Annotated in this window: 21 protein-coding genes; 15 read left to right on the top strand and 6 right to left on the bottom strand. The window is 50.8% G+C overall.

Annotation, left to right across the window (positions count from 1 at the left end):
* Nucleotides 1-164: 164 nt before the first annotated feature.
* The gene (locus tag F456_RS0104410; RefSeq protein ID WP_018975796.1) at nucleotides 165-1,964 is read left to right on the top strand and encodes a glycoside hydrolase family 13 protein; all 1,800 of its coding nucleotides are present in this window, start codon (nucleotides 165-167) and stop codon (nucleotides 1,962-1,964) included.
* A gap of 142 nt (nucleotides 1,965-2,106) precedes the next feature.
* On the opposite strand, the gene F456_RS23915 is transcribed toward F456_RS0104410, so the two are convergent.
* On the bottom strand, nucleotides 2,107-2,244 hold the full coding sequence (locus F456_RS23915; RefSeq protein ID WP_018975795.1) for a DUF1540 domain-containing protein: 138 nt from the start codon (nucleotides 2,242-2,244) through the stop codon (nucleotides 2,107-2,109).
* 447 nt (nucleotides 2,245-2,691) lie between these two features.
* Between F456_RS23915 and F456_RS0104395 the strand changes: the two genes are divergently transcribed.
* Nucleotides 2,692-3,477 (top strand): SDR family oxidoreductase, encoded by a 786-nt coding sequence (locus F456_RS0104395; protein WP_018975793.1) that lies wholly within the window; start codon nucleotides 2,692-2,694, stop codon nucleotides 3,475-3,477.
* 47 nt (nucleotides 3,478-3,524) lie between these two features.
* Here the strand turns inward: F456_RS0104395 and F456_RS0104390 are convergent, their stop codons facing one another.
* From F456_RS0104390 to F456_RS0104380, 3 genes are all read right to left on the bottom strand, one after another.
* Nucleotides 3,525-4,259, bottom strand: a complete 735-nt coding sequence (locus tag F456_RS0104390; RefSeq protein ID WP_018975792.1) for a YwaF family protein — start codon at nucleotides 4,257-4,259, stop codon at nucleotides 3,525-3,527.
* A gap of 217 nt (nucleotides 4,260-4,476) precedes the next feature.
* Nucleotides 4,477-4,734, bottom strand: a complete 258-nt coding sequence (locus tag F456_RS21730) for a helix-turn-helix domain-containing protein (RefSeq protein WP_018975791.1) — start codon at nucleotides 4,732-4,734, stop codon at nucleotides 4,477-4,479.
* A gap of 114 nt (nucleotides 4,735-4,848) precedes the next feature.
* Nucleotides 4,849-5,922 carry a M42 family metallopeptidase gene (locus tag F456_RS0104380; RefSeq protein WP_018975790.1) on the bottom strand — a complete coding sequence of 358 codons (1,074 nt, stop codon included), beginning with the start codon at nucleotides 5,920-5,922 and terminating at the stop codon, nucleotides 4,849-4,851.
* Between the two features lie 351 nt (nucleotides 5,923-6,273).
* Here F456_RS0104380 and F456_RS0104375 point away from each other — a divergent pair, with 351 nt between their 5' ends.
* The 12 genes from F456_RS0104375 to F456_RS0104320 all read left to right on the top strand — a co-directional run bounded on the left by F456_RS0104375 (nucleotide 6,274) and on the right by F456_RS0104320 (nucleotide 17,188).
* Complete coding sequence (locus F456_RS0104375) at nucleotides 6,274-7,230, top strand: AAA family ATPase (RefSeq protein WP_018975789.1); 957 nt, start codon at nucleotides 6,274-6,276, stop codon at nucleotides 7,228-7,230.
* Nucleotides 7,231-7,233: 3 nt separating this feature from the next.
* Nucleotides 7,234-8,499 carry a DUF58 domain-containing protein gene (locus F456_RS0104370; protein WP_018975788.1) on the top strand — a complete coding sequence of 422 codons (1,266 nt, stop codon included), beginning with the start codon at nucleotides 7,234-7,236 and terminating at the stop codon, nucleotides 8,497-8,499.
* Entirely contained in the window at nucleotides 8,496-10,745 is a 2,250-nt protein-coding gene (locus tag F456_RS0104365; protein ID WP_018975787.1) for a transglutaminase TgpA family protein, read from the top strand. Before F456_RS0104370 ends, F456_RS0104365 begins: the two co-directional genes overlap by 4 nt.
* A gap of 110 nt (nucleotides 10,746-10,855) precedes the next feature.
* Nucleotides 10,856-11,383 carry a YqeG family HAD IIIA-type phosphatase gene (locus F456_RS0104360; RefSeq protein ID WP_018975786.1) on the top strand — a complete coding sequence of 176 codons (528 nt, stop codon included), beginning with the start codon at nucleotides 10,856-10,858 and terminating at the stop codon, nucleotides 11,381-11,383.
* Entirely contained in the window at nucleotides 11,380-12,504 is a 1,125-nt protein-coding gene (yqeH, locus tag F456_RS0104355) for a ribosome biogenesis GTPase YqeH (RefSeq protein ID WP_018975785.1), read from the top strand. The genes F456_RS0104360 and yqeH overlap by 4 nt, the downstream gene beginning before the upstream one ends.
* Before the next feature lie 29 nt (nucleotides 12,505-12,533).
* Nucleotides 12,534-13,385, top strand: coding sequence for a shikimate dehydrogenase (gene aroE, locus F456_RS0104350; protein WP_018975784.1), 852 nt, complete (start codon nucleotides 12,534-12,536; stop codon nucleotides 13,383-13,385).
* Between the two features lie 107 nt (nucleotides 13,386-13,492).
* Nucleotides 13,493-13,783 (top strand): ribosome assembly RNA-binding protein YhbY, encoded by a 291-nt coding sequence (gene yhbY / locus F456_RS0104345; protein WP_018975783.1) that lies wholly within the window; start codon nucleotides 13,493-13,495, stop codon nucleotides 13,781-13,783.
* Nucleotides 13,784-13,834: 51 nt separating this feature from the next.
* Nucleotides 13,835-14,437, top strand: coding sequence for a nicotinate-nucleotide adenylyltransferase (locus F456_RS0104340; protein ID WP_018975782.1), 603 nt, complete (start codon nucleotides 13,835-13,837; stop codon nucleotides 14,435-14,437).
* Nucleotides 14,409-15,029 (top strand): bis(5'-nucleosyl)-tetraphosphatase (symmetrical) YqeK, encoded by a 621-nt coding sequence (gene yqeK, locus F456_RS0104335; protein ID WP_018975781.1) that lies wholly within the window; start codon nucleotides 14,409-14,411, stop codon nucleotides 15,027-15,029. Before F456_RS0104340 ends, yqeK begins: the two co-directional genes overlap by 29 nt.
* 3 nt (nucleotides 15,030-15,032) lie before the next feature.
* The gene (rsfS, locus tag F456_RS0104330; protein ID WP_018975780.1) at nucleotides 15,033-15,380 is read left to right on the top strand and encodes a ribosome silencing factor; all 348 of its coding nucleotides are present in this window, start codon (nucleotides 15,033-15,035) and stop codon (nucleotides 15,378-15,380) included.
* The gene (locus F456_RS0104325) at nucleotides 15,377-16,291 is read left to right on the top strand and encodes a CvfB family protein (protein WP_018975779.1); all 915 of its coding nucleotides are present in this window, start codon (nucleotides 15,377-15,379) and stop codon (nucleotides 16,289-16,291) included. Before rsfS ends, F456_RS0104325 begins: the two co-directional genes overlap by 4 nt.
* A gap of 120 nt (nucleotides 16,292-16,411) precedes the next feature.
* On the top strand, nucleotides 16,412-17,188 hold the full coding sequence (locus tag F456_RS0104320; RefSeq protein WP_026293642.1) for a class I SAM-dependent DNA methyltransferase: 777 nt from the start codon (nucleotides 16,412-16,414) through the stop codon (nucleotides 17,186-17,188).
* A gap of 96 nt (nucleotides 17,189-17,284) precedes the next feature.
* Here F456_RS0104320 and F456_RS0104315 read toward each other — a convergent pair whose 3' ends face one another.
* Both F456_RS0104315 and F456_RS0104310 read right to left on the bottom strand, forming a co-directional pair.
* Nucleotides 17,285-17,479: a DUF6199 family natural product biosynthesis protein gene (locus tag F456_RS0104315; RefSeq protein ID WP_018975777.1), complete on the bottom strand. Its 195-nt coding sequence runs from the start codon at nucleotides 17,477-17,479 to the stop codon at nucleotides 17,285-17,287.
* Nucleotides 17,480-17,572: 93 nt separating this feature from the next.
* Nucleotides 17,573-18,430, bottom strand: a complete 858-nt coding sequence (locus F456_RS0104310; protein ID WP_018975776.1) for an AraC family transcriptional regulator — start codon at nucleotides 18,428-18,430, stop codon at nucleotides 17,573-17,575.
* 216 nt (nucleotides 18,431-18,646) lie between these two features.
* Here F456_RS0104310 and F456_RS0104305 point away from each other — a divergent pair, with 216 nt between their 5' ends.
* On the top strand, nucleotides 18,647-20,266 hold the full coding sequence (locus tag F456_RS0104305; RefSeq protein WP_018975775.1) for an extracellular solute-binding protein: 1,620 nt from the start codon (nucleotides 18,647-18,649) through the stop codon (nucleotides 20,264-20,266).
* Nucleotides 20,267-20,305: the final 39 nt, after the last annotated feature.

Below are 20,305 nucleotides of genomic sequence, written 5' to 3'. Positions count from 1 at the left end.
AAGAACTCGGGAATATTTCTCGGGTTCTTTTTGTCGGGATGTTCTTCATTCTGGTCGGTATCGTTTGTTTAACCTGCTCCATTTCCGGTTATCCCCTACAAAGAAGGACGGAGGAGCCGCGCAGGCGGAGGAAGTGAACGGGCCAAAAAATGAGGAGGAGAACGATGGAAGCAGAGCGGGAAATAGCAGGAGAAGTTGAACGAGATCAGGAAGAGGCTTATTGGAAAGAAGGCGTGTTGTACCAGCTGTACCCGCCGAGCTTCAAAGACAGCGATGGTGATGGTTGGGGCGACATTGGCGGAATGCTGGAAAAAGTCGATTATCTGGCGGAGCTTGGTGTAAGCGCAGTATGGATCGGTCCGGTGTGTGACTCCCCAATGGAAGATAATGGCTATGATATTCGCGACTATTATAAGATCCACGAAGCCTACGGGACGATGGAACAGATGGAGGAATTGATCGCCAAGCTGCACGAGCGCGGTATCAAACTGATTATGGATCTTGTGATCAATCATACGTCGGACGAACACGAGTGGTTTGAGCAGTCCAGGTTGTCGAAGGACAATCCTTACCGCGATTATTATATTTGGAGACCTGCAGGGGAAGACGGGGGTCCTCCGAATAACTGGCGTTCTTTTTCGGAAGAATTGGCATGGGAATTCGACGAGAGGACAGGCGAATATTATCTGCATATTTTCGATAAGAAGCAGCCGGATCTGAATTGGGAAAGTGAAGCGATGCGCAGGGATATCTACCGGATGATCACTTTTTGGTTGGACAAGGGAGTGGATGGATTTCGCCTGGATGCGATCAACATGATTTCGAAAGACCCGGCCTTTCCGAATGCTCCCGAAGATGCCCGGCATCCGAGAGGTCAGCAGTTTTATAAAAACGGTCCTCGAATTCATGAACTGCTGCGAGAGCTCCACGATGAGACGTTCGGCCGCTACCCCGGTACGCTGACGTTGGGTGAAGCTCCGACGGTTACGATGGAAGAAGTTGTCCGTTACACAGCGCCTGAGCGAAAAGAGATGGATATGGTGCTTCAGATGGAGCTGATCCGATTAGGCAAGGATTTCGGAGATCCGTGGAAAATTGATCCTGATTGGACGCCTGCAATGCTCAAGGAAAGTATCGTTCGTTGGCACAAAGAAGTATTCGGGCGCGGCAGCTATGCTTTGTATTTGAACACACATGATCATCCGCGTATGGTAGGGACATTGTTTGGCCAACGCTTGGACCGACAGAAAGGGAATTCAAAAGGATTGAACGAAGCGGCGGCAAAAGCGATCGGGACATTCCTGCACACGCTGCCGGGTACACCGCTTGTGTATCAGGGAGAAGAATTGGGCATGCCTAATGCCAATTACCGCTCGCCCAACGATTATCGGGACAAAGCTACGGTGGCTGCGTACAAGCGGCTCACAGGCAAAGGTGAATCGCATGATGACGTATTGGCAAGTCTGCATGCCCGCAGCCGTGACGGTGCGCGTTCGCCAATGCACTGGACGCGCGGAGAGCAGGCCGGCTTCACTACCGGTACACCGTGGATTCCACTGAATCCCGAAGGCCGTGAAGCAAATGCGGAAGATGAACAGAACGATCCTTTATCGGTATTCAACCACTATCGCCGACTGATTGAACTGCGCAAACAGTCTCCTGTGCCGACTCGGGGCGACCTGATCATGGTGCCGCTGGAAGATGAATGGATGTTCGCCTATATTCGTGAGACGGAAGATGAACGCTGGCTGGTGCTGGTCAACTTTTCTGAGCAGGCGCGCGAATGTAATATCAATGCCGAGTGGGCTTATCTGGCCAAAACCGAAGAACTGCTGCTCGGCAGTTGGGTGGGCGAAAGGAGCGATTTGCTGGATGATCGGCCTTTTCGGTTAACTGAAAAAGGGTGCAGGCTTCATCTGCTGCCCTACCAATCGGCGGTTTACCGATTACCGACTCAATCTTAAGAGCCGCAGCTTTTAGAAAAAGAAAATTAAGAAAAAGAAAAGCCATAAAAAAGAAGCGGTTCCCGATAGGGACCGCTTCTTTTTTATTCATGCTGCTGCTCGCTTCTCTGTGGAAAAACCGAACATTACAATCCTATGGAGCTTAGGCTTCCTGCTTTTCTTCAAATGTTGTGCATTCAGCAGTGTGATCAGGAGCAAAGACAACTTCGATTTTCTCGGCCGTACAATTGTTGTCATCCCATTGAATGCATTCCGATACTTGGCATTTGATCTCAGACATAGTGAAAACCTCCGTATACATAGAATTTTTGCTGCAGACTAACCGTCAGAGCAACAAAACTTATGTATCAAATATAACACAAATAAGCCGGTTTAAAACCCGCTTTTTTCGAAAAATATGAATATTCAGCAATAAAATCACTGAAAATGTTCGGAATTAGTGAGGATGATATTCATTGTCAAGATAATGAAATTCAGTCTCGATATAATGAATTTCAATCTCAAAATAATGAAAATCAATCTCGGGATAATGATACTCGTTCTCAAGCACTCGTTCAATTTATCATATTTATTGGAGCTGCGCAATAAGCTGCAGGGAGAGAGGGAAAACCATTTTTTTACGTTTTCGTCTGTGATGTGGTTCATTGAAAAGTCGGCGGGTTACCGATACATAATGGAAAGCTTGCCCATCCAGTAGGACTCAACATGACAAGGGAGGATTCACATCATGACAACGGAAGCACTGGCAGGAAAAGTAGCGGTAGTAACGGGAGCAGGTTCAGGAATTGGTAAAGCAAGCGCTATTCGTTTTGCCCGAGAAGGCGCGAAGGTAGCTTTGCTGGAACTGACGGCCGATACGGCAGAGGAAACGCAAAAAGAGATTGAAGCTTCGGGCGGTGAAGCGTTTATTCTGGAATGCGATGTATCTGATGCGCAGTCTGTAGAAAACGCTATCACTAAAGTTGGAGAAAAATGGAGCCGGATTGACGTTGTATTTGCTAACGCGGGAATCAACGGTGCAGCAGCGCCGATCGAAACGATGGAGGTCGAAGATTGGAACAAGACGCTTGAGACAAATCTTCGCGGTACGTTCGTTACGGTCAAATACGCTATTCCTTATCTGAAAAAACAAGGCGGCAGTGTCATTATTACAAGTTCAATTAACGGCAACCGGACATTCTCGGGCACAGGCTTTGCGGCGTATTCGTCATCCAAAGCGGGACAGGTCGCTTTTGCCAAAATGGCGGCGCTTGAATTGGGACGTTACAAAATTCGGGTAAATGTCATTTGCCCAGGTGCTATCGATACAAATATCAGCAAGAATACATTCCCTAGCGAAGATTTAAAAGAAATCGAGATTCCGGTTGAATATCCGGAAGGCAGCCATCCTTTGGAAGACAGACCTGGTAAGCCCGAAGAAGTCGCCAAATTGGTGTTGTTCCTTGCTTCCGAGGAATCTTCGCACGTCAGCGGAACAGAGATTTATGTGGATGGCGCCGAGTCACTGCTGTAAAGTTTGCGTACATGTCCGAACCGGATAGGACCAAATGAAAAGCAGCATCAATTTCGATTGCGCCGCAGCATATCCGGAATCAAGAAAAAGACGATATACAAGAAGGTAAAAGTACCTAAGGCCAATAGTTCTGCGGCCAAAATATAAGTCGGATAATTGCCGAGCCTATCGAGAACGGATGGTGTATCCGGCTTGCCACGCAAAAACATATAATTGGCGTTTAATAGCAGATCGAGCAGATAAACCGTCAAAGCGATCGCATTCAGCGTCAGCATGGCTGTAATAATGGTCCGCCATGTCGGACGGAAACGTTCAATCCAGATCATGTACAAGGCGGACAGAATGATTGCCGCATGAGCAATAAAAAATTGCACAAAGCGGAAATGCGGATAATCGTATGCCAGATTTGGCGTAATGAGTGCCTGCAAGGCTCCGCCAATTCCAGCGAAAAAAACAATGCCGGCAAGAAATCGGCTGCGGGTAATTAGCATCAGAATGGCTGCCAGCAGCATGAGACTGCATAATTCGAGCGGCAGCGTGTAACGGGCATCCCATACCCCCTGCACGACATACCAGATATGAAGAGCTGTTTCCGACAGAATCAAGATGCCCAGCAAGGTTAGGCGCAGAGCAGAAGCGATTTTCGGATCAGAACGGATTTTGTATCGTAAAGCAAATAATAACGATGCAGCTGATACAAAAAGGATCAAAGCGATCAGATGAGATTGAGAAAATACCGAAAATGGTTCGGAAACGAAAGATGAAAAAAATTCGGCAACCATGAGATGGCCTCCATTTATGCTCAATGCTTGTAAGATGAACGTGTGCGTAGAGCGGATTTTTCGTTTATCTTCCTGGATTCACGAAGATTCGTCAATGGATTCGAATGAAAACCTTGTAAGCACACGCCAAAAAGCGGCTTCCCCGGCTGATCTCAGCTTGGATTCGGGTCTGCCGCTCCTTGTGCGTGAAAGAAAGGAAAATTTGAGCGAAAATGCTTCAAACGCTTTGAGCAGTCATTTCGCTTTCAGCGAATTCCTGTACCATGAACGTTTCTTCGCGTCTGCCTCTATGGTCAATTAGACCTAGTTCACCTTCAGCTTTATATTTTCGCATCCAAATCTTCAGACGATTGAGATCGTATATGCCGAGCTCTTTCGCCACCTGCTTTTTAGTCATCCCGTCCATACGCATTTGGACAGCTCTAAGCTTTGTTTCATAGCTATACTTGCAAAATGTTTGTCCTTTGGTTGCCACTAAAACCACCCCTTAAGACTTATATCGGATGGTATATGTCTTTTTCTGATGGTTTTTAAGAACCAAAACTCAAAAAAATAAAAATTTCATTTTTTGAACGAAACTTGCTTGCTTTTAAGCCCGTTCGATAATGGTATTCAGTGTTGTTCGATCCATTCCACGGACAAGACGAACCAAAAGTTCTTTAGCCGCAGCATAATCGTCGGTATGAATAATGGACGATGAGGTATGAATATAGCGTCCGCAGATGCCGATGACAGTCGACGGTACACCGATTCCGTTAAGATGAACCTGACCTGCATCGGTTCCGCCCGGGGAAATGAACGGCTGCACTTTGATCTTATTCGTGGACGCCGTATCCTGTACATATTCCAGCAGGCCGCGATGGGTAATCATGGTCGGATCGAAAATACGCAGCAGCGCTCCCTGTCCTAAATGTCCGAACAAATTCCGGTCTCCGGTCATATCATTTGCCGCACTGCAATCAAGGGCAAAGAAAATATCCGGCTGAATCAGGTTGGCTGCCGTTCTCGCGCCGCGCAGCCCTACTTCTTCTTGAACGGTGGCGCCGCTGTAGAGAGTGTTCGGCAGCTGCTCCCCGTGCAGTTCTTTCATCAATTCAATGGCAAGACCGACACCGTAACGGTTGTCCCAAGCTTTGGCCATAATTTTTTTCGGATTGGACAAGGGGGTGAATTCGCAGATCGGCAGAACCTGCTGACCGACCTTAATACCGAAACTTTCCGCTTCGGCGCGGTCGTCGGCTCCCAGGTCAATATACATGGTCTTAAGGTCTGCAGGACGATTCGCTTCGGCTTCTCCGAGTAGATGCTTTGGCGTCGAGCCGACTACACCGACAATAGGACCGTTTTCGGTAATGATTTGCAGACGCTGCCCCAGAACAACTTGGCTCCACCAACCGCCGAGCGGCTGGAAACGTACCAGACCGGTTTCCGTGATTCCATTTACAAGAAATCCAACTTCGTCGAAATGACCTGCGACCATGACTTTCGGTCCTTCCTCCTGACCGCGCATAACGCCGAACAGACTGCCAATCCGATCCTGCACAAATTCCTGTGTGTAGGCAGATAGCTTTTCCTTCACTACTGCGCGCAGATCGCGCTCAAATCCCGGAGCTGCCGGAAATTCGGTAAGTTCTTTGAACAATGCCAGTGTCTCGTTATTCATGCATGCACTCTCCCATCAGAAAATAAGAACGCGGAAACTCCGCGTCCGCTATCTTTCCAGTATGCAGGGTCGAAAAGAAATTGTCACGATTTTGGCGGCAAAAACGCTTTTTCGGGGTGGATATGTGCTTTCGGTGCTTCGATCATGTACAATATATAGGCATACCTTTTTCGGCGGCCTATTCCCTTATTTGGAAAGTTCCGCCGTCCTGTCTGCTGTATAAATTCGTTCGGCATTTTGTTCGATTTGTACGATTTTGTACGGTTTCAATAATGTAGTGAATACCTTTGGTCACCTGGCCAATTCGCAATTTAAGTATTCCGCAAGAGAATGACTTAGGAGGTTGTCTATATGTCCGTAAGTTCCGAATCCATGCAGATTGTTACTGCAGTAAGAACCAATCTCGAATCATGCATATTAGGGAAAACCTTTGAGATAAAATTGTTGATGACTGCGATGCTCGCCGGAGGCCATGTGCTGATCGAAGACGTGCCCGGCACCGGGAAAACGCAGCTGATCAAAGCATTAGCGCGCACGATGGAAGGCGTATACCGCCGCGTTCAGTGCAACCCCGATCTTCTGCCGACCGATATCACAGGAGTTTCGATTTATCATCCCCGAGAAGAACGTTTTCAGTTTCGTCCGGGACCTATCATGTCTCATATTCTGCTGGCTGATGAAATCAACCGTGCAACGACCAAAACGCAGTCCGCGCTGCTTGAAGCCATGGAGGAACGCAGCGTAACGGTCGATGGGGAGACGCACCCGCTTCCGCATCCCTTTATGCTCTGCGCTACACAGAATCCAATTGACTTTGAAGGTACCTACGTACTGCCGGAAGCACAGCTCGACCGTTTTATGATGAAACTGCACATGGGTTATCCGGATCTTGAAACGGAAAAAAGCTTGATCAGTGCCAACCGAGTAGGCCAACCGGCGGACCAACTGCAGGCGGTGACCGATATGGCGAAGATTGCGCAAATTCAGCGTGAAGTGCGCGATGTTCATATGAACGATGCAGTTACCTCCTATATGCTGGGAATTATCCGAGCTACCCGCGAGCATCCGTCAGTACTGCTGGGTGCAAGTCCGCGCGCTTCGATCTCATTTATGCTGGCCGCCAAAGCCTATGCTTTTATCAATGAACGGGATTTTGTGCTTCCCGACGATATTAAAGAATTGGCACCGTATGTGCTGCCGCACCGTATCCTGATTCGTCCGGAAGCCCGGCTTGACAGTCTGAACGCCGAATCGCTGATCCGCAATCTGCTCGCGGCGAGCAGCGTACCGGTTGCAATGGGGCGTTAAGGAATGCGGGGGATCTGGGATTTTTTTAAACCGAAGCTGTCTCCGGCAAAAATGTCGCTGCTGCTTTCGGTATGGATATGCTGTTTGTTTTACCTGCTCTTCCAGGGCGGAAAAACGTCAATTATGCTGTTTGCAATGGTTACGCTCTTCGGCTTGTATTTGCTTTTTGGCGGACTTAACGGAATCGGCCGCGCCCGCGGTGAACGGCAGTTCTCGGGTGATCTTGGGGAGTGGGGGGGCGTTCTGCATGCCGGCGACCAGATCAGAGTCCGACTGCGGCTTGAAATTCCGGGCTTTCTGCCTCTGCCTTATGTCATTGTGCGTGAGACGCTCAAGCGTCACAGCGGTGAAACTTGGTCATTTGAGGAAAGCCTCGTTCCGAGCATGAACGGACGCGGCGAACTGCTCTTCCAGACGCCTCCGCTCGAACGGGGGCGCTATGCATTCTCCGAAACGGAGTGTGTGACCGAAGATATTTTCGGGCTTATCGAGCATAGAGGTTCGTTTGCGGCACGCGGGGAGTTTCGTGTACTGCCGCGGACGGCTTATATTGCAAAATGGGAACTGCTTGACCGCCGCAATCGGCTGCTCGGTCCTCAATCGATCGGCAATGTTTCCGGACGCGAAACCAATCAAATAGGCGGTGTTCGGGATTACGTATATGGTGACCGGATTTCGCGGATTCACTGGAATGCAACAGCCCGAACCGGAGAATGGAAGTCGAAAGAATTTGAATACGAATCGATTCCGAAAACGATGCTTGTGCTCGACACATTCGAGGAGCATTACCGTTCTGCCAGGCAGTTCGAGACGGCGGTATCCGCAGCGGCTTCACTGCTGGAATACGGAGGCCGCCAAGCGATTCCGATAGGGTTATGCTCGATCGGACAGACCGTCCATGTTTTTGAACCGGCACAGGGCCGTTCCAAGCTTCATCATTTGATGGATCATTTGGTCGATCTAGATCCGAAGGGCAAAGGGTCGCTGCTTGCCAGCCTTGAGACGGCACTGCCGCGTCTGCCCAAGGGATCGGTGCTCGTGCTGGTTACGCCTCTCTCTAACGGACCTATTATGGAATTGGTACGCTTTGCACAGACGCATCAGATGAGTTTTTGTCACATTCAAATTACTGAAGCTTCGGCTTCTGAAGGAGAAGGCGCAGCCGCAGACCGTCAGTGGATTTCTTCGCTGCGGGCTAAGGGAATCGCCGCTTATCGAGCGGGCAGCCTGGATGAGCTGCCTGCCGTATTGGAGGGAGGAACCCGATGAAAAAGTGGGCCGAATCGTTCAGGTCATCCTGGTATATGGCGGTATCTGCCGTCTGGCTCATGATTGTTGCCATTCAATGGCTTACCTATACACGCACCATCTGGTTCGACGAAACGAACGCGCTTGTGCTGGGAGTACTGACGGCGGTAGCCGTCATCCATGTACTGCTGCCTAATTTTTCATGGTTTCGTCTTGGATTGAAGGCAGCAGTTTTTGTAGTTGTGATGTATACGACGCTGGAGCGTTATCATGTTTTTGAGCCAACCGGAAATTTGGCGCTGCGGGCGGAACGTTTTTCCGAAGCAATCTTTCCTTATGTTTGGTTCGCTCTGCTTGCCTGGCTGCTGTTCGAATTCTGTATTCGATTCATAAACAGCCAGCGGCGCATACTCGTTTTTGCTTTTTTGAACATTGTACCGATGGCTGCACTGGATTCATTTACCATGGTTCCGCTGTGGAAGCAGGTGGCTTGGGTTGTCTTCGCGACGATGGGCTGGCTGGTATGTGACCATTTCCGCCGTTTCCAGACCCGTTTTCCAAGAGGCTGGAATGCGCTTCGTCGTAATCCGTTCAAGCTGCTGATTAATACAGCCGTCGTATTTTCGCTGGTGATCTTAGCGGGTGTCAATATGCCGTTTGTGCAGCCGGTGCTGACGGACCCGTATACGGCTTGGAGGCAGATAAAGGGCACATCGAACGTAGCGTTTAATGCAGGCGGATTCCTGCAGAGCCAGGCATCCGCTTCCGGATACAGCCGTGAAGACGGACAGTTGGGCGGAGGATTTAACTTTGATTTCACGCCGGTTATGACAGTCGAATCGACCGAGCGCAGTTATTGGCGCGGCGAAACAAGAATGACGTATACCGGCAGCGGTTGGGATGCCGATAGCGGCTGGGGCGCATTGGAAGACGTTGCGAGCAATGAGCGGCTTGAACGCGAAGCGGCTCCGCTAATGCCGACCAAGACCGTTACTCAGCGGATTACGATGCAGACGGACACAAGTTATCCGGTGCTGTTCGGCGCTTACTCCATTGACCGAGTGGAAAGCATCGATGTTGAGAATGTTGAGAACGGCGATTCCCGTATGCAGTGGAAGCCCGAACAGAGCGAACTGCATTGGCAGGAACGCGCCGGCCGCGGAACAACGGTGTATCCGAAGACGTATACCATTACGTCCGAAGTGCCGGTCATTCCGGTAGACGATCTCAAAAAGGCGACGTATGAGGACTTATATCCGAATGGCGTTGATCCGCGCTATGTACAGATTCCGCGCGGATTCCCGCAGCGGGTTACGGATTTGGCTTCCGAAATCACGGCCAAGGGCGAGACGCCTTATGAGAAAGCGTATTTGCTGCAGCAGTATCTGCAGATGAATTTCAAGTATACGAATACCCCGACGCTGTCGCGCCGCCAGAGCGACGACTTCGTCGAAAGCTTCTTGTTTGATATCAAGGAAGGCTACTGCGATTACTTTTCAAGCGCGATGGTCATGATGGCCCGTTCGCAGGGGATTCCCGCGCGGTGGGTCAAAGGGTATTCCCCCGGCAACCCCGCTGTCGGAGATATGCCGGAGCGTTTTAGCGAAAATAGTCAGCAGTTCGAAGTGACAAACGCCAATGCCCATTCCTGGGCAGAAGTTTATTTCGGCGGCTATGGCTGGGTACCGGTCGAAGCGACAAAAGGATTCACTATGCCGCTGCTGCAGGAAGCTTCTGCGCCGGCTGATGAAGAAGTCACGGAACAGCCTGAGCGTGAGCCGGTCCAGCCGGAAGAAGAGCCTGAAAAAGCGGCTGTTGCCGAACCGCAGGAAACAGAGTCGAATGTTGTGCCGATTGTTGTCGCTTCGGCGGCGGTTGTCGTCGCAGCTTGGGGCATCTATCTGCTCTGGCTTCGTAGGCAGGCCATTTACTTCTTCTTAATGGGTCTGCGCATGGGAGGACCGCTGACTGCGGATCAGAAGATTGTGTTGGAAACGGAGAACGTTCTGCGCTTTCTGAAGCGCAAAGGACTAAAACGCGAACAACACGAAACGCTTCGCGAATCGGTAAGACGATGGGACGGCAAAGTTACGGGAGCGGAAGCTGCGATGGTTCCGATCTTGGCCTTGTTTGAAAAAGCTCGTTACAGTCCGGAACGTATTACGGAAGAAGAATGGACGCAAATGCATCGTCTTGCATCGGAGCTCAAGAAGGGTTGGAAAGGTTATTATCCCGTTTCGCCAAGTTTGCCGCAATCCAATAGCTGACGCGAAGCGTTTGCTGTGATATAGTTTGAATTTAAAGACTACGAGACTATACCGGAATTACGACTTCTTGCTGTGAATTTCGGGATAGAGTCTAACGAGGTGACCGTAATTTGTTCGAAACACTGCTGCCAAAATTACAAGTCGATACGGTATTCGATATCGATCTGGAGGATTTATACAAGCGCGGCTATCGGGGAATCGTAACTGATCTCGACAACACGCTGGTCGGTGCGAAAGCCCCTAATGCTACGCCGGAGCTAATCGCATGGTTTGCCAAAGTGAAGGAACTGGGTTTTCAACTGGTCATCGTATCCAACAATAACATGAACCGCGTGTCCGTCTTCGCAACGCCGCTGGATATTCAATTCGTGCATGCGGCACGTAAACCGTCTCATGCTCCTTTCCGCAAGGCAATGAAGCTGATGGGACTGAACGAGAAGCAGACCGTCGTCGTTGGCGACCAGCTGTTGACCGATGTACTTGGAGGCAACCGGCTGGGTTTATTTACCGTGCTGGTGCTGCCGATTGCGATCGGCGACGAAGGCTGGCGTACACGGTTTAATCGCCGGATCGAACGGATCGCAATCGCGCGTCTGCGCAAAATGGGCAAGTGGCTCAAGGAGGAAAAGAAGAAATGACGGAAAGACTTGAAGGCTCCGCAGTGCTCCGCTGCAGCGGATGCGGAGCTCCGCTGCAAACGGAAGATCCGGCCGGTATCGGCTATATTCCAATGCTCAAGGAAGAAGGTGCGCAGATCTGCCGCCGCTGCTTCCGTATCAAAAACTATAACGAAGTGGCGTCGGTAGCGGTGAACCAGGACGAGTTCCTGCGCATGCTGGGTCAGATTGGCGACCGCAAAGCGCTGGTCATTCATATTGTCGACCTGTTCGACTTTGAGGGCAGCGTCATAACCGGACTGCAGCGTTTTGTCGGCAGCAATCCGGTTATTCTGGCGGTTAACAAAATCGATCTGCTGCCAAAAGTTACGAATTGGAACAAAGTTCGGAACTGGGTGCAGAAACAGTCCAAAGAGCTTGGATTGAAAACTGAAGAGATTATTCTGTGCAGCGCAAAGAAAAATATCGGATTCGATCGTCTGCTGCAGGAAGTAGCTGATCGGCGCGGAGATCGTGACGTCTACGTCGTCGGCGCAACTAATGTCGGCAAGTCGACGCTGATCAACCGTCTGATTACGGACTACAGTGATCTTGATGAAGAGTTAACCGTTTCCCGTTATCCGGGAACGACGCTTGATATGGTCAATATTCCGCTCGATGACGGGCATTATATTGTTGATACTCCGGGAATCGTATACCCTTCCCGCTATACGGAATTGGTAACGCCGGGCGATCTCGTCAAGATCATGCCGGAGAAACCGCTGAAGCCGGCCGTTTACCAGCTGAACGAAGGTCAAACGCTGTTTATCGGCGGACTGGCACGCTTCGACTTTATCGCAGGCGAACATCAATCGTTTACGTTCTATACGAGCGGAACATTGAAGCTGCACCGGACGAAGCTCGGTCGTGCAGACGAATTGTATGCAGAGCATGTAGGCGAGATGCTGACGCCTCCGTCGCGCGAGCATATGGAAGATCTGCCGGCATGGACGCGCCATGAGTTCCGGGTTCCAAAGGGCGGTGCTCAAGATTTGTTTATCTCCGGCCTTGGCTGGATCAGAGCAAACGGGCAGAGCGGAGCGAAAGTAGCGGTACATGCGCCAAAAGGCGTCAAAGTCATTATGCGTGGTTCGCTGGTCTAAACCGGTGATTCCGGCGAGGAGGAAGAGCGTTGAATCAAGGTATGACAGGGCTGTTAAAACTCGGGGTAATCGGCGATCCAATCGCTCATTCCAAATCGCCGGTTATGCATCAAGCGGCACTTCGCGAGCGGAGAATTGTCGGATCCTATACGGCACTGCACGTTACACCCGATCGGCTGGAAGATTTTATTCGGACGGTACGCGAAGAAGAATACCGGGGAATTAACGTCACAATTCCACACAAGGAAAATGTGATGCGCTATCTGGACGAGTTGGACGAGGACGCTCGGCGGATCGGTGCAGTCAATACAATTGTAAACGAAGGCGGACGTCTGATCGGTCGCAATACGGATGGGATCGGTTACGTGCGTTCCCTGAAGGAAGAGGCGGCGGCCGAACTTGCGGGCCGCCGCATCGTCGTGCTGGGGGCCGGAGGAGCTGCCCGAGGTATCGTCTATGCGCTGGCGTCGGAAGCTCCGGGGCGGATTACGCTGCTGAACCGGACGACAGAGCGTGCGGAAGCGCTGGCCCGGGAATGGAGCGATCTCGCCGATATTGCCGTACTGCCTTCAAGCCGTGCGGCAGAAGCGCTGCAGGACGCGGATATCGTGATCAATACGACCTCGGTCGGCATGCATCCGCATATGGACGAAGTTCCGATTGATTCGGCTCCGCTTCGGGGCACAGAGATTGTCAGTGACCTGATCTACAATCCGCTTGAAACGAAGCTGCTGCGTCTGGCGCGGGAGAAAGGCTGTCAGACCCACGGGGGGCTTGGCATGTTCGTCTACCAGGGGGCCTACGCTTTTGAATATTGGACAGGTGTGCCTGCTCCCATCGCAGCGATGCGAGAAGCGGTATTGGACAGTATGAACAGCTGATACAATATAGGTAAAAGAACAAGATGCAATATGGGTAAAAGAACAATAAGTACAGCCGTTCGTCCATAGACAGCGGCATTTTCAAAAAAAGGGAGTTTATTAAACTTATGCTGACAGGCAAACAAAAACGTTATTTGCGCTCGCAGGCCCATCACCTTGACGCGATCTTCCAGATCGGCAAGGGAGGTCTTAACGAGCAATTGGTTCGTCATATCAACGAGGCGATCGAACTTCGGGAATTGTTGAAAGTATCGGTGCTGAATAACTGCTTAGAGGAACCGAAAGAGCTTGGAATAGAACTGGCCGAGGCTGCGGAAGCGGAGCTCGTTCAGGTCATCGGCCGTACGATTATTTTGTACAAAGAATCGCGGGAACATAAGCAAATCGAACTGCCGTAACCAAGCGGCGGCGTTTCGGATTTCCGAAGCGAAGCGGAGGAGTGAATACGTATGAAGATCGGAATCATGGGCGGAACGTTCGACCCTATCCATATCGGACACCTGACTGCCGCCGAAACGGTGCGCGAAGGGCTCGGTCTGGACGAAGTCTGGTTCATGCCGTCCCATATCCCTCCGCACAAGGCAGAAGCCGGATTTTCCGGCGAAGAACGGCTGCGTATGGTGGAGCTTGCGATCGGTACGCAGCCGGCATTCCGCACGCTCGACATCGAATTGCGCCGTGGAGGTGTCTCCTATACGGTAGATACGATGAGCGAGCTGGCGGAGAAATATCCAGATGCTCGTTTTCATTTCATTATCGGCACGGATATGGTCAATTACCTGCCAAAATGGGAACGGATCGAAGAGCTTGCCAACCTGACTCGTTTTGCGGCTGTTGGCCGGGCGGGATATGAGTTGAATAAACAGGCGATCCCGGCTGAAGTGGCGGAGTGTATCGATTATTTCGATATGCCGCAGCTCGAGATCTCCTCGACGGAGATCCGGAACCGTTTGAAAAAGGGCTGCTCGATCCGTTACCTGGTGCCGGAGAAAGTCTACGATTATTTGCAAAGGAGCGGTAGTCATGCGGCATACGCGCGAACAACTGATTGAGGATGTGTCGTCGCAAATGCCCGCCAGACGGTGGCAGCATACGCTGGGTGTTATGCAGTCGGCGATTGAACTGGCCGAGCGCTACGGAGCCGATCCTGTGCGGGCAGAACTTGCGGCAATCGTTCATGACGTGGCCAAATACTGGCCTGTTCAGCGTCAGGCAGCCGTAATTGCCGAGAATGGCCTGAATACCGATCTGCTGAATTATGATGCGCCGATGTGGCATTCGGAAGTGGGCGCTTATGTGGCGGAACATGAGTACGGGATCGAAGACAGGGAGATCATTGATGCAATCCGCTATCATACTTCGGGCCGCGAGGGCATGACTCTGCTGGATAAAATAGTCTGCCTGGCCGATTATATCGAGCCGGGCCGCGATTTTCCGGGCGTAGATTTGATCCGGAAAAAGGCGGAGCTTAGCTTGGAAGAAGGACTGATCGCCGGTTTCGACTCTACGCTGCGCGTGCTGGTCGAACGGGGACAAACGATATTTCCGACAACGGTGCTGGCAAGAAACGATCTGATTCGTCAACTCGCCGAACGCGAGCAGGCGAGACAGTCGAAGCCAGTCGCCGAAAACAAGGGAGGATAACGAATGAGTGTAAATCCAAAAGAACTGCTTCATATTGCGACGGAGGCCGCTGCGGATCGAAAAGCGATGAATGTGGTCGCGTTGGATCTGACCGGAATTTCGCTCGTCGCAGATTACTTCGTAATCTGTCACGGCAATTCAGACACGCAGGTACAGGCAATCGCTACCGAGGTACGCAAACGCGTGCAGGATGCCGGCAGTCATATCCGCGGTATCGAAGGGATGGATTCGGCGCGCTGGGTGCTGATGGACTTGGGCGACGTTATTGTGCATATTTTCCACCGCGACGAACGTGAATACTACAACATTGAACGCGTCTGGTCGGATGCGAAAGTGGTGGAGACGGTATGACTCTCGAAGCAGGTACAATCGTCAAGCTGAAGGTAGCGCGCGAAGTATCGCCGCACGGCTTCTTCATGACGGACGGCGAGGAAGAGGTGCTGCTGCCTTATACGGAGCGCACCGGTAATATGAAATTCAGAAACGGTCAGGAAACGGAAGTGTTTATTCACCACGATTCTGAAGACCGACTGATCGCAACGATGAAAAGACCGCTGCTGACGTTCGGTGAAATTGCGGCGCTGGAAGTGGCCGATATTCACCCTCGTCTCGGCTGCTTCCTGGAAATGGGGCTGGGCCGCCAGCTGCTGCTTCCTAAACGCGAGCTTCCGGAAATGCCGGAGCTGCAGCCGGAAGTGGGAGATCGCATATTTGTACGTATGGACCGCGACAAGCAGGGACGTCTGCTCGCACGTACATGTGGAGAGGAAGATCTTGCACCGCTGTGCTTCAATGTGCCGGAATCTTGGCAGAATCAATGGATGAAGGCGACGGTCTATCGTCCGCTGCAGATGGGAACATTCGTCATCATTGATGGTGGAGTACTCGGGTTCGGCGCAATTGGCTTAATCCATTCAACGGAGCGTCCGCGTCCCCTTCGCCTTGGCGAAGTGATTGATGTACGCATTGCGCGTATCCGCGAAGAAGACGGCCGCGCCAATCTGTCGATGGCACAGCGCAAAGAAATCGGCATGGACGAAGATGCGGAACGGATCTTGGAGTTTATGCGTGGACGCGACGGCGGCGCAATGCCGTATTCGGATAGCACGGCACCGGATATTATCAAACTGCGTTTCGGCATCAGCAAAGCAGCGTTCAAACGTGCGCTTGGCCGTCTGATGAAGCAGGGCTTGATTGAGCAGGAAGACAACTGGACGCGGTTGAAGCAGACTGGCGAAGAGACTTCAGGTTCCGAGCAGTAATTTTGAAATCACAGATAAGCGGCTCGTTTCCGAGTAAGGAAAGAGCCGCTTTTTTGTGGAAAAAATAGCTTGGTGCGAGCTTGATCTGCAGCCGGCAAAAAAGGACGGAAAGGAACGATAATAGTGTCCTACGGGAGATTCGCGTATGTGTATGACGAGCTGATGGAAGATATGCCGTACGCCAAATGGAAAAGATTCGCGCTCGAAGCATGGGAAAAACACGGGAATCCGCGCGAGGTTGTCGAATTGGGCTGCGGTACCGGTACTTTGACCATGATGCTGGCTGAACAGGGCTGCAGAATGACCGGGATCGACCTGTCCGAAGATATGTTGGCTGTTGCGCGCGACAAAGCGGAGGAGCATCCGCCGCTTCAAGGACTGCTGCGCAGCGGCAGCCTGCGCTTCGTCAGACAGGACATGACGGAATGGGAGACGCCTGAGCCGGTCGATTCGGTTCTCTCTTTTTGCGACTGCCTGAATTACCTGACCGAGCCGGAACAGATTGAAGAAACGTTCCGCGCAACTTATGCGGGTCTAAGGCCGGGCGGAACTTTTATATTTGACGTGCACCATCCGGATACATTGCGTCGTTACGAAGAACAGCAGCCGTTTGTGCTGGACGAAGAGAATATTTCTTATATTTGGACGTGCGGTCTGGACGAGGAGAGGCTGGAGATCGAACACCATCTGCGGATTTTTGTTCGCCGCGATGCAGCTTCGTCCGCCGAAGTATACGAGCGTTTCGATGAGGTGCATATAGAGCGTGCCTATGATCCGGAATGGCTGCGCCAAGCGCTGCTGCAAGCTGGATTCTCCAGTGCCGAATGTTATGCCGACTTTGAATGGCGTGCACCGGGCGATGGAGCGGAACGGTTGTTTTACGTAGCGGTGAAGTAAGTAAGGTACAGTCGTGATGGACAGCATGCAAAAAGGATTCCCTTCATGGGGAATCCTTTTTTTGTACGTTTGGTTCGTTCTCGAAAGAGATGCGGTTTACAAGCCGTTCATCAGCAGAAATAGCGCAGCCAGCAGAGCGAACATGCCGGCCAACCGGCTTAACGTCAACAAAGCGGCGGTCGACTGAGAGCCTCCGTCTGTGGTTCGGCCGGATCGCATACGCCAGACGAACTGGGGAGCCAGCACATTCACCGCTCCAAATGTCAGCAGAACAAGAAAAAGCAGAAACATGATCGCTTTCAGCTCCTTTCCGGTAAGCCCGTGTCTTCGTTATACGCGGAAAAAATCCGAAAGTTTTTGTCGCTTTCCTGCTTGTGACTACTTTTACTCATAAAATAATAACCGCTTCGCGTAAGCGTTACGGAAGTCGCTGGGCGTAAGGCCGACTATTTTTTTAAACGCTTTCATAAAGTTATGTGAGTCGGTGTAACCGAGCTTAAGCGAGACTTCGCTAATATTTTGATTGGTGTCGGTTAGCAGATATTTGGCCAACTCCATTTTCTGCTGCAGAATATACTGCTTGAGAGATACGCCGGAGATGGAGGCAAACAGATGAGAAAGATATTTTTCGTTGTAGCCAAATACTTCCGCAATCTGCGACACCTTGACCGGCTCGCCGCGGCTCCATTTTATGTAATCGACAATATCGTGATACAGCTGTTCCTGCCGAGTCTTTTTCATGTCCGAAGATTCGACGTGGAACAGCTGGTTATACAGTTCGCACAATACAACGGTAGACATATAATCATTGAGTGTCGAGGTACGGTAGCTGCGAACCGAATCCTGAAGCTGCTTCATCATGATGATCATTTTTTCGAGACTTTTCAGCCGGCCGTAGCAGGGAAGAACGATCTTATGCTCACACTTGTCCGGCAGACCGCAAGCTGCATCAACAGTAATGACCCTTTGTTCTTTCACGGCAAAATGCAGCCAGTAGAAACTGCAGGTCGAAACTTGATATCCGAATTGTTCGGTCGAAGGAGGAAGCAGCAAGTACTCGCCTTCGGATACGGTAAAATGCTGCGTACCGCCGGCCAAATACAGCACACCTTCCGTAACGACAATCAATTCATAATCGGTCAGAGTTCGGCTCAAATGCACCCAATTGGCGTCGGGCGCTACGAATTTTCCGGTAATCGCAAACTCGACGGGAGTACCGACAGACAGTTCGTACGCAATCATTGACGCATCCTCCTTGATCTGATTTGTCCTTTTACGAATGATTAGGTTTATCGTAAAGCTATCATAAACCGCTTCTTTTTTCCAGATCCATTCTTTTGTAAAGCTGACTTTTTGACACTTATTCGAACGTTCAGCTATTTTTTCGCCTTGAAAATAAGATTATTCTAGATTCAACAAATTGATTTGAAAGCGTATTCAAAATTGGAGGGGATCAAGATGAGAAAAAAAACAGCGACTTTGGCAATCTTGGCATTAGGAGCTGGGCTGCTCTCGGGCTGCGGCGGATCGAACGAAGGATCAAGTGAAAGCGGACAGACGACACCAGACGGTAAAGTGAAATTGACAGCTCTTATGACCAAACACCCGCTGACCCAGGAATTTTCTAAGATGCAGTGGCTGCAGGAAGCGGAAGAACGGGCGGGTGTCGACATTGAATGGCAGGAAGTCAGCGCAGACTGGGATCAGAAAAAAGGCGCTCTTCTTGCCGGCGGCGATGTTCCCGATCTCATTATTGGACCAAATGCTATTACGGATGCGGATTACGCACAGTTTCCTGGACTGTTCGAAGACCTGACACCGCTGATTGCATCAAATGCGCCTAATGTGCAAAAAATGTTTGAGGAAAAGCCGGAAACGAAAGCGATCGCAACCCAGTTGGACGGGAAAATTTACGGGCTGCCGAAATACCAGCGCTTCTGGCCCGAAACGACAACAAGACAGTTTATTAACAAACAGTGGCTCGATAATCTGGGACTGAAGGAACCGACCAATTGGGACGAGCTGTACGAGGTACTGCTTGCGTTTAAAGAACAGGATGCCAACGGTAACGGCAATCCGAACGATGAAATTCCAATGGACTTCGCACCAAGCGGAACAGGAGGTTTCGGAGCGTTTATGCCAACAGTCCTGCTCGGCAGCCAAGGAATCACACTCACGGACAACAGCGGTCAAGGTTACTTTGTTGAAGATGGCCAGGTTAAAAATTTCTTTATCGATGAACGCTACAAGGATCTGGTCGCCTTTTTACATAAGTGTTATGCGGCGGGTCTGATCAATACCGAAGTATTTACGCAAGATTATACGAAATACCAGTCGGTAGCGCGCGGCAGCGGCGATACGGCAGCAGTCGGCTTTACATGGGGTTGGGAAGTAACCGACCGTGTCGGCAATGCGCTTGCTCCGCAGTATGAGTCGTTGGCTCCGCTTAAGGAAAGCGCTTCATCTACTGATGAGCTGTCCTGGACATACGACTATAATTCGCTTAACTATGGGGTAAACATGGTATCGCTTGCTTCTACGTCAAAAAATAAGGAAGCCGCGGTGAAGTTCATCAATGAGCTGTACGATCCCGAAGTGAGCATGCAGGTGCTGTTCGGCTCAATCGGTACGAATATTAAGGACAACGGAGATGGAACATACGAGGTACTTCCTCCGGAAGACTCGGCAATGGATCCCGGCACATGGAAATGGACGACGACTTGGGCCGACAACGGACCGATGTACATCGCGGATTCGCTTGAGCTGACATTGGGAACGGACATGCAGTCGGTCGGTTCGCAGACAGAGCCGCTGCAGGATGTGTTGGACAGCATTGATAAAGAGAAGGACGTTCTCCCAAGCATGTTCATCAAATACAGCGTTGAAGATAATAATGCAATGAGCTTGAACAATACGGCCATGCTGTCGCTTACAATGTCCAAATGGGCAGAATGGATTACAAAAGGCGGCGTAGAGGAGCAGTGGGCCGGATATGTGGACAATGTGAAAAAGACCGGTATTGACCGTAATATCGAAATTATTCAGAAGTACTATGACGAATACATGAGCCAAAACTGATTGATTCAGGGAAAATGATTCAGGGAAAAGACCGTTTCC

The sequence above is a fragment of the Saccharibacillus kuerlensis DSM 22868 genome (assembly GCF_000378145.1).
GTDB lineage: Bacteria > Bacillota > Bacilli > Paenibacillales > Paenibacillaceae > Saccharibacillus > Saccharibacillus kuerlensis.
Note: the sequence above shows the minus strand (reverse complement) of the source record. Positions and strands in the feature narration are given on the sequence as shown.